The organism is Luxibacter massiliensis (assembly GCF_900604355.1).
Taxonomy (GTDB): Bacteria; Bacillota; Clostridia; order Lachnospirales; family Lachnospiraceae; genus Luxibacter; species Luxibacter massiliensis.
This window is the reverse complement of sequence record NZ_UWOE01000001.1, coordinates 2,338,577-2,351,612: the sequence shown is the minus strand read 5'-3', so window position 1 is coordinate 2,351,612 and position 13,036 is coordinate 2,338,577. Positions and strand designations below refer to the sequence as shown.

Below are 13,036 nucleotides of genomic sequence, written 5' to 3'. Positions count from 1 at the left end.
CATGCTATTAGAAGATACAATTTTTTTACTAAGGAAAATAGGACTTACGGACGCCGAGGCCAAAGTATACCTGACCCTTCTGAAAAAGGGAAGTGCTTCTGGCTATGAGGCCAGCAAATATTCAGCTGTCCCCCGGTCAAAAATTTACAATATCCTGGAATCTCTTGTCATAAAAGGATTTATATTGTATTCTGAGGGGGATACTTCGAACCGCTATGCTGCAGTGCCTATAGAAGAAATTTCCAGCCGGGTCCTGGATGAGACAGAGGCTACTCTCGGCACGCTGAATAAAAATCTGTATAATTATAGGGCTGAGACAGACTTGGAAGAATTTTGGCATATCAAGGAGCATGACAATGTTTTTGCCAAATGCCGGAATATCCTTAAGAATACAAAATCAGAGCTGCTGCTGCAGATATGGGCAGAGGATTTGCCAAAGGTGCTCATGGAGATACATAGCCTGGAGGCCCGGGGCGTCCCTATGGGCATTGTCTACTTCGGTGAAGAGGGGGATATTCCCCTCCGGCATTACTGCCGCCATGGTATGCTGGATGAGAAGCGGCAGGAGATGGGAGGGCGTTTCCTGACCCTGGTTTCTGACGGCCGGGAAGTGGTTTTTGGGCAGATTATTAATGATTCTGTCTCCGAGGTGATCTGGACCAGATCCAGGCCCATGGTGGCTATGGCGGCCGAGTGTGTACGGCATGACATATATTTCTATAAAAATGCAGAGATGTTTGGGGCACAGATGCAAAAGGAGCTGGGCGAAGATTTTCATAAGATACGTGAAATATTTAGGAAGAGAGAGGGTATGTGATGAAACAGGACAATATAGATGTTAGGCAGGCACAGGGCCGGGCATGGGCCCTGCTCCCAATTGCAGTGTTTCTTGTTATTTTTCTGGGATCCGGGATTGTGGCAGGGGATTTTTATGCAATGCCCGCAATCGTAGGGTTTTTAATTGCCCTATTCGTGGCGTTTTTACAGAATAGGAAGTTGAGTTTTGCGGATAAACTGAAGATTATAGCCGGCGGGGTGGGAGATGAGAATATTGTGACTATGAGCCTTATTTTCCTGTGTGCCGGCGGGTTTTCAGGTGCAGTGACAGCAGCCGGGGGCGTAGAGAGCACAGTGAACTTAGGCCTGTCTGTCCTGCCCGCACAGGTTGCTGTTGTAGGTTTATTCGTCATAGGCTGCTTTATTTCTGTTTCTATGGGGACGTCCATGGGGACAATTGCCGCCCTGGCGCCCATTGCCGTTGGGATTCATGAAAAGACAGGCTTTTCCCTGGCAATTTGTATCGGGGCAGTGGTCTGCGGGGCCATGTTTGGAGATAACCTTTCCATGATTTCTGACACCACGATAGCGGCAGTCAAGACCCAGGGGTGTGAGATGAAGGACAAGTTTAAGGCTAATTTCCTGATCGTGCTTCCGGCGGCGGTCATTACAATCGTGATTTTCTGGCTTATAACCCGCAATGCAGAGTTTACGCTGTCCTCGGCCATGGATTATAGCCTGTGGAAGGTGCTGCCCTATATACTTGTCCTAATCGGTGCGCTGGTGGGGATCAATGTATTCCTTGTTCTTATAGGCGGAACAGCCGTATCCCTGGCAGTCGGCGTGGCAGCGGGGAGCATTGCGCCTATGGATATTTTTGCCGTGGTAGGGGACGGTGTGACATCTATGTATGATATCACTGTAATTTCCATTGTGGTGGCCTGTATTGTGGCCCTGGTAAAAGAGTACGGAGGGATTCTGTTCATACTGAACCTGATAAAAAGCAGGATTAAAGGCAGGAAAGGCGGGGAGGTGGGAATCGCCCTGCTGGCCTTATTTGTAGATTTGTGTACCGCAAATAATACGGTAGCCATCGTGATGGCCGGCCCTATCGCAAAAGAAATCAGCGATGAATTTGACATTAGCCCGAAGCGTTCCGCCTCCTTGCTTGATATTTTTACCTCTGTGGGGCAGGGGATGATCCCCTATGGTGCGCAGCTTCTATCAGCGGCCAGCCTGACAGGGCTGACTCCTTTCCATATCATGCCATATTTATTTTATCCGGTATTGATGGCAGTGAGTGGGATTCTGTTTATTCTGTTCCGCAAACAAAATTGATTAAAGTTGAAACATATGGTATAATGCAGTGCAGTAACACAGTGAAGAAAGAAAAAGAGGGTAAAAGGATGGATCTATTATACAGAAGCACCAGGAATGCAGAGAAAACAGTTACAGCCTCGCAGGCCATTCTGAAAGGACTTGCAGAAGATGGCGGGTTGTTTGTGCCTGCTTACATTCCAAAACTGGATGTGGCAATGGACGAATTAAAGGATATGACATATCAGGAAACAGCTTATGTGGTCATGAAGCAGTTCCTGCCTGATTTTACAGAGGAGGAGCTCAAAGAATGTATTGAAAAAGCATACGATGACAAATTTGATACGGAACTGATTGCCCCTCTGGTAAAGGTGGGGGATACCTATCATCTTGAGCTGTTCCACGGCGCCACAATTGCTTTTAAAGATATGGCACTTTCTATCCTCCCCCATCTGCTTACAACTGCAGCGCGGAAAAATAATGTGACAAAGGAGATTGTGATTCTGACTGCCACCTCGGGTGACACAGGGAAAGCCGCCCTGGCTGGGTTTGCCGATGTTTTGGGTACAAAAATCATTGTATTTTACCCGAAAGATGGGGTGAGCAAAGTCCAGGAACTGCAGATGGTAACACAGAAGGGCAAAAATACCTTTGTAGTTGCAATCCATGGGAATTTTGACAATGCGCAGAGCGGAGTGAAGGCATTGTTTGAGGATCAGGCGCTAAAAAGTGCCCTTAATGAGGCTGGATATCAGTTTTCTTCCGCTAATTCTATCAACATCGGGCGCCTAGTCCCCCAGGTTGTGTATTATGTATATGCATATGCAAAACTTCTCCAAAATGGGGAAATTGAAAAAAATGAGAGGATCCATGTGACAGTTCCAACCGGGAATTTTGGGAACATATTAGCTGCTTATTATGCAAAACAGATGGGAGTGCCTATTGACAGATTAATCTGTGCTTCCAATGAAAATAAAGTACTGTATGATTTCTTCAGGACAGGCAAATATGACCGGAACCGTGACTTTGTACTGACCTCCTCCCCCTCTATGGATATTTTGATTTCCAGTAACCTAGAGCGCCTGATTTATACAATCGCGGGCCAGGACGCAGAGGCCAATGCCCAGCTGATGGAACAGCTTGCGCGGGAGGGAGAATACGAAATTACGCCGCAGATGCGGGAAAGGCTGCAAGATTTTACCGGAGGCTATGCAACGGAGGAGGAGACAAGGCAGACAATCCGGGATACATACCGTTCCACCGGGTATGTGATGGACACCCATACAGCAGTTGCCGCCCATGTATGCAGGGATTACAGGGAAAAGACCGGGGATACTACCAAAGTCCTGATTGCTTCCACTGCAAGTCCGTATAAATTTGTGGGGAGTGTAATGGCTGCGATCGGGGATTCAGATGGTTGCGGCGATGAGCTTTCCATGATTGGAGAGCTGGAAAGGCTGTCTAAAGTAGAGGTGCCCAAAGCGATCCGGGAAATTCAGGATGCAGAGATTCTGCATACAAGGGAATGTGATGTGGATAAGATGAAGGACGCCGTAAAAGAAATTTTGAAAGTGGAGGTGTAGTCCATGAACAGTATGTTTGGTGTAATCAGTATTATGGTGCTTTGCTGCGGAATTTATGGACTCTACGCTTATTTCAAAATGAGGAAGGATGGGCGTATCAACGAGGTACTTTTGCTGGGAAAAGGCTACACTGAAAACCAATGTAAAGATAAGGCGGCATTTTTACAGAAAGCCATGCCCGCTGTCCTGGTCTTTGGAATTATAACAACCTTATATGGAGTGATTGACACTGTGAATTATTATGTGACACCTATTACTTATATAGACTTTGGCGCAATGATTGTCTTTCTGATTATGCTGGCCTGGTTTATGGCATATACAACCAAGCTTAAAAATAAGTATTTTAAGTAGCTGGAAGAGAATACAAGAAATATAAGAATAAGATAGTCGTATTTGAAATGGAGGATAAAACTATGGCCAAAAATCAAGAATTACTGGAACTTATGCAAACCAGGAGAAGTATACGGAATTTTAAGCCGGACATGATATCAAAAGAAGTACTGGATCAGATTATCGCTGCGGGGATATCTGCACCTTCTGCCAGGAACAGGCAGTCTGCCGTTATTATTGCAGTCACGGATAAAGAAACCATAGACCGGCTGTCCAGGCTAAATGCGGAAATCATGGGTGTAGAGAGCGACCCATTTTATGGCGCCCCGACAGTCCTAATAGTGCTGGCCGATAAAAATGTGGGCACATATGTATATGACGGAAGCCTTGTCATGGAAAACCTGATGCTGGCAGCACATGCCCTGGGGGTGGGGAGCTGCTGGATTCATAGGGCGAAGGAAGAATTTGAACGCCCAGAAGGAAAGGAAATATTAAAATCACTGGGGATTGAGGGTGAGTATGAGGGGATCGGCCACTGTGTACTTGGATATGTAGATGGCGATTACCCGTCTGCCCCTCCGAAAAAGAAGGATAGGGTATATTACATCGGCTAACTGAGAGCAGTGCGTATCTGATCATTTACAAGCGGCAGATGTTAATACACTCTAAGAAATGCCTGGCTGCTCCTGCAAAGCAGCCGGGCATTTTTTGTACATTACAGCAAGATATTCTGTAATTATATGTATACTTTTAGAGGGGATTTTATAGAAATATCTCTGCGGATTTATCGCTTTGACAGACTTTTAACAGCTTTCTCCGGGCAAAATTCATTTTTATATTGCTGGTGTATCTTGCTTTCTGACGGCAGAGACGGACGCATTTCAGGCAGGAGATACACTGCTTTGACAGCGTTTTTTTAGGGTTGTCCAGGGGGATTGCCCTGGCCGGGCAGGACCTTGCACAGGCGCCGCATTCGGTACAGAGTTTCACATCTGTTTTGGGATGAAGAGGCACCCGGCTGTATTTCCTGTAAGGAACCCTGCCGGGGACCTGAATATCAAAGGAATCAAAGGAATCTGCTTTTAAGCGCCGGTTAAGCTGAACGCCAAAATCGGAAATCTGCTTAAGGTCAGCTTTGTTGGGGCGACCAAGGCCTATGGAGCGTACAATGGAATGCTCCACAGGAAAGGCGGCAGCCCCGATTACTTTGAATCCCCGCTTTTCCACTTCGGTTTTTAATTCCAGAAGGGCATCCTCATATTCCCGGCATCCGTAAGTGGCGATCAGGGCAGCAGGAGTATTGTCCCCTTTTAGCGTCTCGAAATACTCCAAAAATGTCTGGGGTACACGGCCGCTGTATACCGGGATGCCAAAAACTACAAAGTCATTTTTTTTGAACTGGAGGGCCGGTTTTTTCTCTTTGTGGATAGTAAGGTCATAAGAGATAGATTTCAAGTCGATATTCCGGGCAGCCTCCATAACAACTTTCCTGGTAGTTCCTGTGGGACTGAAATAGACAAGTTTTAACTCATTCATTTTCATAACATAAAGTCTCCTTTATCGATTAGGTATGAAAACAACTATACCATATAATGGCGAAAATTGCACTGCCTGCCGATAAAGAAATATAGTTAAATTCCAGTGCGCAGATTCCTGCTAAATCCATTTTAATACGGGTTGTAAATTTTAGATAAATGGGTTATAATACTCCTAGAGAAAACCTGGAATGTTCGATAACCCTGTTATTTTGAACCTACAATACTTTAAACGGGATTCTTATATTTCTGTAATATGTCAAGCCTCCGACTTGCAGTGGAAGACAGAAAAGCAGATGCGGTTGCCCACCTAGCTGTGGCTAGGAGTCAAAATACAGGACCGGCATTTTGGGGAACTTACTAAAGATAAGGACAGCTGTCAGTGTGCAGCTGTCTTTTCTTAAATTCGCAAGGGCAGTCCCACTGTTTGCTGCCCGGCTTGATTATAAAATTGCTTTATGATATGATTTGGAAAGTTTAAAAACTGTGACAGGAGAGTGGGATGATAGAAAATATCAAAAGAGCAGTTAAAAAAATTACAGGGTTTACTTCCACGGTAGGTTCGCACCATACAGGAGCTTATGCCGCACAGGCAGCATACTTTTTTGTGCTGTCCCTGATCCCGATTATTTTGCTGCTTTTAACGATGGTCCAGTTTACCCCCGTGACACAGCAGGATGTTATGTCGGCTGTCACACAAATATTTCCCAGGACAGTGGAAGGGCTGATAGTCTCCATAGTAGACCAGGTATACGCACAGTCCAGCGGCATTATTCCAGTGACCATTATGATTGCTGTGTGGTCTGCGGGAAAGGGAGTTCTTTCTATGACTTCAGGGTTAAACTGTATTTATGACAATACAGAGACACGTAATTATATTTATCTGAGAGTACGCGCTTCGTTTTATACGGTGATTTTTATATTGGCAATCGTGCTGTCCCTGACTCTGTCCGTATTCGGCAACAGTATTAGCGTGATGGTTTACAGGCATGCCCCTATACTGACCCCGATTATGGATTTTATTATACAGATCCGGACGCTGGTGACAATGGCGGTATTGACATTATTCTGGGATTTGGTTTATAAGTTTTTGCCAAACCGTACGAACTTATCTAAAACAACTATGAAGCAGCAGCTTCCAGGGGCAGTATTTACTTCCTGTGCGTGGCTTTTGATATCTTTTGTTTTTTCCGTCTACCTGGATATATTTACGGGATTTTCCAGCATGTACGGAAGCCTGACAACCATCATACTTGTCATGCTGTGGCTGTATTTCTGCATGTATGTTATTCTGCTGGGCGGCGAACTCAATGCACTGCTGGAGGGATATGGAAGCAGGGGCAAAAGACAGTAAAGGCCTTGACATTCAAAAAACCTATGTTACAATAGAAAAGTAAATTCGATAAGATCCGAAGAATTGTATGAATAGAAAAAAGCAATAACCGTGTACAGTAGAGAACCATTTCCTATCAGAGAGAGAAAATCACTGGCTGTAAGTTTTCTTTAGTTCAGATGGCAATCGAAATTCCCACGATAGCTGCATTCTTGAAGTAAAAGTAGAGGATGCCGTCATTTGTACGTTACACAAAGCTAAGGGCCCGCATGAAAAGCGGGAATTAGGGTGGTACCGCGAATATAGACTTCGTCCCTTCAGGGGACGGAGTCTTTTTGAATTTATAAAGTGGGTACAGGTTGAAATGCAATTAGGGACGTAACACTTTTGCATTTTATTACGTCCTAAAAGATGAAAGGAGAGCAGATTTATGAAAGAGAGATTGGAGCAGATTAAGTCGGAAGCTATCGCGCAGATTAAGTCGGCGGATATCCCAGAGAAGCTGAATGATGTGCGTGTCAGGTTTCTTGGCAAGAAGGGGGAACTGACCGCAGTCCTGAAGGGGATGAAGGATGTGCCGCCTGAGGACCGGCCGAAAGTAGGTCAGCTTGTGAATGAGGCCAGGGCAGCCATCGAAGCCGTCCTTGAGGAGTCTAAGGCCAGGATGGAGCGAGTTCTGAGGGAGGAGAAACTCAAGGGGGAAGTGATCGATGTGACACTGCCGTCTAAGAAAAATAAAGTGGGGCACAGACATCCCAATACAATTGCTTTAGAAGAGGTGGAGAGGATTTTTGTGGGCATGGGATATGAGGTGGTGGAAGGCCCGGAAGTGGAGTATGACCTGTATAATTTTGAGAAGCTGAACATACCTGCTGACCACCCGGCAAAGGATGAGCAGGATACGTTTTATATCAATAAAGAGATCGTCCTCAGGACGCAGACATCTCCGGTGCAGGCCCGCGTGATGGAGCAAGGAAAGCTTCCCATCCGTATGATAGCGCCAGGAAGGGTATTCCGCTCAGACGAAGTAGATGCGACACATTCTCCATCCTTCCATCAGATTGAGGGCCTGGTGATTGACAAACATATATCTTTTGCCGATTTGAAGGGCACACTGGAGGTGTTCGCCAAAGAGCTGTTTGGGCCGGATACGAAGACGAAATTCCGTCCCCATCATTTCCCTTTTACAGAGCCAAGTGCGGAGGTGGATGTAAGCTGCTTTAAATGTGGCGGGAAAGGCTGCCGTTTCTGTAAAGGTTCAGGATGGATTGAAATTCTAGGCTGCGGCATGGTGCACCCTCATGTGCTGGAAATGTGCGGGATTGACCCAGAAGAATATTCTGGGTTTGCATTTGGGGTAGGCTTGGAGCGAATTGCTCTTTTGAAATATGAGATCGACGATATGAGGCTGCTTTATGAGAACGATATCCGATTCTTAAAACAGTTCTGAGTTTGAATTATAAGTAATAGACGCGACAGAAAGAGAGGAAATAGGATTGAACACTTCATTATCATGGATAAAAGCATATGTCCCCGATTTGGATGTGACTGCACAAGAGTATACTGATGTAATGACGCTGTCAGGGACAAAGGTAGAGGGATATGAAAAGCTGGATGCAGATTTAGATAAAATAATTATTGGCCAGATAGATAAAATTGACAAGCATCCTGATGCAGATAAATTAATAGTATGCCAGGTGAATATTGGGCAGGGTTCTGTACAGATTGTGACAGGTGCGGACAATGTACAGGAAGGAGATAAAGTTCCAGTTGTACTGGATGGAGGCCGCGTGGCAGGAGGCCACGACGGATCCAAAACACCAGGAGGGATTCAAATTAAAAAGGGAAAACTGCGGGGAGTAGAAAGCTGCGGCATGATGTGCTCAATTGAAGAGCTTGGCTCTACAAAGGAAATGTATCCGGAGTCCCCGGACAATGGAATTTATATTTTCCCTGAGGATGTCCAGATTGGAGCCAGTGCAGTTGAGGCATTGGGACTGGATGATGTTGTATTTGAATATGAAGTGACTTCCAACAGGGTAGATTGTTTTAGTGTAATTGGGATTGCAAGGGAAGCGGCAGCAACGTTCCAAAAGGATTTTGTGCCTCCTCAGGTGAAGGAAACTGGCAATTCTGAGGATGTGAATCAGTATATTAAGGTGACTGTAGAAAATACAGATCTTTGTCCGCGCTACTGTGCAAGGGTTGTAAAAAATATAAAAATCGGCCCTTCTCCCAAGTGGATGCAGAGGAGGCTGGCTTCTGTGGGAATCCGACCTATCAACAATCTGGTAGATATTACCAACTATGTGATGGAGGAATATGGACAGCCCATGCACGCCTATGACTTAGACACAATTAAAGGACACGAGATTGTTGTGAAGACAGCACAGGACGGAGATAAATTTATTACTTTGGATGGCCAGGAGAGGGCGCTGGATGGAGAGGTGCTCATGATCTGCGACGGAGAAAAGTCAATCGGCATCGCAGGGATTATGGGTGGGGAAAATTCCATGATCACAGATAATGTACACACAATGCTTTTTGAGGCAGCCTGCTTTGACGGGGTTAACATACGAAAATCCAGCAAACGTGTGGGACTGCGGACAGATGCATCTGCAAAGTTTGAGAAGGGACTGGATCCCAACAATGCAAAAGCGGCCATCGACCGTGCCTGCCAGCTGGTGGAGGAGATGAAAGCCGGAGAGGTAGTGGGCGGAACAGTGGACGTGTACGGCAAGGTTAAAGAGCCTGTCAGAGTTCCGTTTGATGCTGAGAAAATAAACAGTATGCTTGGGACGGATATTTCTGAAGAAAAAATGCTTGGTTATTTCCAGAAAATCGGACTGGAGTATGATGAGGCTGCGAAAGAGGTGATTGCCCCTACCTTCCGTCATGATCTGTTCAGGTTGGCAGACTTGGCAGAGGAAGTGGCCAGATTCTATGGGTATGATAATATCCCCACGACTTTGCCTAAAGGCGAGTCCACAACCGGCAAATTGTCTTTTAAGCTAAGAATCGAAGAGACAGCAAGGGATATAGCAGAGTTTTGCGGGTTCAGCCAGGGGATGACGTATTCTTTTGAAAGTCCGAAGGTATTCGATAAATTATTGCTGCCCCAGGATTCACCTCTGCGGCGCGCAGTAGAAATTATGAATCCTCTTGGCGAAGATTACAGTATTATGAGAACAACCTCTTTAAATGGAATGCTGACATCATTGGCCGTGAATTATAACCGCAGAAATAAGGATGTGCGCCTCTATGAACTGGGGAACATCTATCTGCCCGGCCAGCTGCCTCTTACAGAGCTTCCCGAGGAACGTATGCAGCTTACGCTGGGAATGTACGGAAACGGGGATTTCTTCAGTATGAAAGGCGTGGTTGAGGAATTTTTTGAGAAAATTGGCATGAAGGACCGGGAGTCATACGACCCCAATGCCGGGAAAACGTATCTTCACCCAGGGCGTCAGGCGAATATTGTATATGATGGGAAAATGATAGGGTATCTTGGTGAAATCCATCCAGAGGTAGCGGATAATTATGGAATCGGAGAGCGGGTCTATATTGCTGTCATTGATATGCCTGAGATTCTGGAATATGCTACGTTTGACAGGAAATACACAGGCATTGCAAAATACCCGGCAGTTACCCGCGACATCAGTATGGTAGTCCCCAAACATGTCCTGGCAGGGCAGATTGAGGATATCATTGAGAAAAAAGGCGGTCCCTGCCTTGAGAGCTATCAGTTGTTTGATTTGTATGAAGGAGTCCAGATAAAGGCCGGTTATAAATCCATCGCCTACTCTATTGTGTTTAGGGCCAAGGATAAAACTTTGGAGGAGGCAGATGTGTCGGCCGCTATGAAAGAAATTCTGAAAGCATTAGAGGAAATGGGAATTGAGCTGAGGCAGTAATCTGGTTAAAAAGAGGGATAGAATATTGAAAACGAGTGATTTTAGTTATGATTTGCCCCAGGAGCTGATAGCCCAGGATCCCCTCGCGGACAGGTCAGCATCCAGGCTCCTAGTTTTGAATAAGCATACAGGGGAGTACAGACATAAGATGTTCCGTGACATAACAGAATATCTGGAGCCTGGAGACTGCCTGGTTATCAATGATACCAAGGTAATACCTGCCAGGCTGATTGGCGAAAAGGCAGATACAGGCGCAAAAATTGAGATATTGCTGCTTAAGAGGAAGGAAAATGACCTGTGGGAAACTTTGGTGAAACCCGGGAAAAAGGCCAGAATAGGTACCAAAATTAACTTTGGCCAAGGAATTCTCATGGGAGAGGTCATGGATGTGGCAGAGGAGGGAAACCGCCTGATTCATTTTGAATATGAAGGGATTTTTGAGGAAATATTGGATCAGCTTGGCCAGATGCCCCTGCCCCCTTATATTACACATCAGCTGAAGGATAAAGACAGATATAATACAGTCTATGCCAAACACGAGGGGTCTGCGGCAGCGCCTACGGCGGGACTTCATTTTACTCCACAGCTCTTGGAAAAGATTGAGGAAATGGGCATAGAAATTGCAAAGGTAACTCTCCATGTGGGACTTGGCACCTTCCGCCCAGTGAAGACAGATGATGTGGCAGGGCACCACATGCATTCTGAATTTTATCAGATAGACGAGGAAGCTGCTGGGAAAATCAATAAGGCCAGGGAATCAGGCGGGCGCGTCATCTGCGTAGGTACTACCAGCTGCAGGACAATTGAATCTGCTGCTGATGCGGATGGCAGGCTTGAGGCTCAGAGCGGCTGGACTGAAATTTTTATATACCCTGGGTATCAATTTAAAATACTGGATGGGTTAATTACGAATTTCCACCTTCCTGAATCCACGCTGATTATGCTGGTATCCGCGCTGGCCGGCAGGGAGCGGGTGTTAAGGGCCTATGAGGAGGCAGTGAAGGAGAAATACAGATTTTTTAGCTTTGGGGATGCCATGCTGATACTATAGAAGTAAACAATATGTGCTACGAGAGAGCTTGAACCCTCGGCAGCCTGGGAGACTGGGCAGCCGGGGGTTTTTATAACAGAGCATATGCATCATCAAATCAATTCTTTTCTGAGCATTTCCCGGATATTCTGTGGTGTGGCGCCAAAGGTCTGATGAAAAATCCGGTAGAAATTGGATGCACTGTGGCATCCGGTCTTCCCAGCAATTTCAGATATGGTCATTGTACTTTTTTCCAGAAGCTCAAGGGCGAGCTCCATCCGCAGTGTCCGCACATATTCTCCAATACTCTTCCCTTCTGTCAACTGGAATGCTTTTTGCAGCTTATTTTTATTCAGGGAAACATTTTTACAAAGTTCAGGGATCATGGGAACATTTTCAAGGTCACGCTGAATGAGTTCTTTAGCTTTCATAACTGCAGAGATATCCTCGTGATTCAAGCTGATGGGAGGGATCTGGGAGCGGCGCTGTACAAGATCCAGCAGGTGCCCGGCTGCGGCAAAACCTTGACCACGCATCCAAATCTGGAATGCATCACCTGTAAGAGGGCACTTTTCTATATGCTGAAAGATGGAGAAGAGTTCAGGAGAGTGGATATCATGGCAGTTAATGGAGTGTCTGGCGTCTTCCCAAAAGCTGTCATATAGACGGATTCCGTTTTCCCGGAAGAAAGATTCCTGAAAGTACATACCGCGAAACCGGAGACGGCGGCCGCCGGGAATCTTCATAAACAGAGGTACCGGGGAATGAAACACATAACAATCAATACCGGTATGTGAATTACGGACTTCTGATTTGCGGTTGTAGGTCGCAACGCTTCCTTCCTCGGTAAAGCTGACACCAATATAGCGTTCATGGAATTGTGACCGTGTAATCATGTCACGGGGAAAAGTGATATCAACGGACGCTACGCAAAAGCCTTTCAGATCTCCCCAGAACCGGACGTAGGAACGCTGATCTTTAAAAGTAAACAAAGGGCCGTTTCCTGTGTTTGTCTGTGCTGCGCCAAGGGACGCATAAAACTGCAGTGTTTCCTCTGCCGTGTGTATTGTGATCATTTCGGTTAACCATGTGCTGAATTGGCACATGCCTTTCTTTTTTGGCACAAGATTTGATTAGTTGAAACTAACTATCCGGGCAAATTATAGCAGAAAAACGGCTGGGAATCAAGGAATCTGCCGAAAAATACTTCTTTCCCC

Annotated in this window: 11 protein-coding genes, 1 other RNA gene and 1 other annotated feature; of the genes, 10 read left to right on the top strand and 2 right to left on the bottom strand. The window is 45.9% G+C overall.

The genetic code is table 11. The features are described from left to right. Window position 1: 1 nt before the first annotated feature. The 5 genes from EFA47_RS10905 to EFA47_RS10885 all read left to right on the top strand — a co-directional run bounded on the left by EFA47_RS10905 (window position 2) and on the right by EFA47_RS10885 (window position 4,621). Complete coding sequence (locus tag EFA47_RS10905; RefSeq protein WP_122643302.1) at window positions 2-817, top strand: TrmB family transcriptional regulator; 816 nt, start codon at window positions 2-4, stop codon at window positions 815-817. Next, a complete protein-coding gene (locus tag EFA47_RS10900; protein WP_122643301.1) occupies window positions 817-2,115 on the top strand; it encodes a Na+/H+ antiporter NhaC family protein in 1,299 nt (432 codons plus the stop codon). Before EFA47_RS10905 ends, EFA47_RS10900 begins: the two co-directional genes overlap by 1 nt. Window positions 2,116-2,183: 68 nt before the next feature. Next, window positions 2,184-3,677, top strand: coding sequence for a threonine synthase (gene thrC, locus EFA47_RS10895; protein ID WP_122643300.1), 1,494 nt, complete (start codon window positions 2,184-2,186; stop codon window positions 3,675-3,677). Window positions 3,678-3,680: 3 nt separating this feature from the next. After that, complete coding sequence (locus tag EFA47_RS10890) at window positions 3,681-4,028, top strand: hypothetical protein (protein ID WP_122643299.1); 348 nt, start codon at window positions 3,681-3,683, stop codon at window positions 4,026-4,028. 62 nt (window positions 4,029-4,090) lie between these two features. Further along, window positions 4,091-4,621 (top strand): nitroreductase, encoded by a 531-nt coding sequence (locus EFA47_RS10885; RefSeq protein WP_235853251.1) that lies wholly within the window; start codon window positions 4,091-4,093, stop codon window positions 4,619-4,621. Between the two features lie 148 nt (window positions 4,622-4,769). On the opposite strand, the gene EFA47_RS10880 is transcribed toward EFA47_RS10885, so the two are convergent. Then, the gene (locus EFA47_RS10880) at window positions 4,770-5,549 is read right to left on the bottom strand and encodes an EFR1 family ferrodoxin (protein ID WP_122643297.1); all 780 of its coding nucleotides are present in this window, start codon (window positions 5,547-5,549) and stop codon (window positions 4,770-4,772) included. Window positions 5,550-5,722: 173 nt separating this feature from the next. On the opposite strand from EFA47_RS10880, the gene ssrS reads away from it, so the two are divergent. From ssrS to queA, 5 genes are all read left to right on the top strand, one after another. Beyond that, window positions 5,723-5,901, top strand: a non-coding RNA gene (ssrS, locus tag EFA47_RS10875) — 6S RNA. Between the two features lie 143 nt (window positions 5,902-6,044). Continuing rightward, on the top strand, window positions 6,045-6,896 hold the full coding sequence (locus EFA47_RS10870; RefSeq protein ID WP_122643296.1) for a YihY/virulence factor BrkB family protein: 852 nt from the start codon (window positions 6,045-6,047) through the stop codon (window positions 6,894-6,896). 75 nt (window positions 6,897-6,971) lie between these two features. Then, window positions 6,972-7,195, top strand: a binding site (T-box leader). 110 nt (window positions 7,196-7,305) lie between these two features. Then, complete coding sequence (pheS, locus tag EFA47_RS10865; protein ID WP_122643295.1) at window positions 7,306-8,325, top strand: phenylalanine--tRNA ligase subunit alpha; 1,020 nt, start codon at window positions 7,306-7,308, stop codon at window positions 8,323-8,325. 46 nt (window positions 8,326-8,371) lie between these two features. After that, the gene (gene pheT, locus EFA47_RS10860) at window positions 8,372-10,789 is read left to right on the top strand and encodes a phenylalanine--tRNA ligase subunit beta (RefSeq protein ID WP_122643294.1); all 2,418 of its coding nucleotides are present in this window, start codon (window positions 8,372-8,374) and stop codon (window positions 10,787-10,789) included. A gap of 25 nt (window positions 10,790-10,814) precedes the next feature. Beyond that, window positions 10,815-11,840: a tRNA preQ1(34) S-adenosylmethionine ribosyltransferase-isomerase QueA gene (gene queA, locus EFA47_RS10855; protein WP_122643293.1), complete on the top strand. Its 1,026-nt coding sequence runs from the start codon at window positions 10,815-10,817 to the stop codon at window positions 11,838-11,840. A 92-nt stretch (window positions 11,841-11,932) separates the two neighbouring features. Here the strand turns inward: queA and EFA47_RS10850 are convergent, their stop codons facing one another. After that, entirely contained in the window at window positions 11,933-12,895 is a 963-nt protein-coding gene (locus EFA47_RS10850) for a helix-turn-helix domain-containing protein (RefSeq protein WP_164689977.1), read from the bottom strand. Window positions 12,896-13,036: the final 141 nt, after the last annotated feature.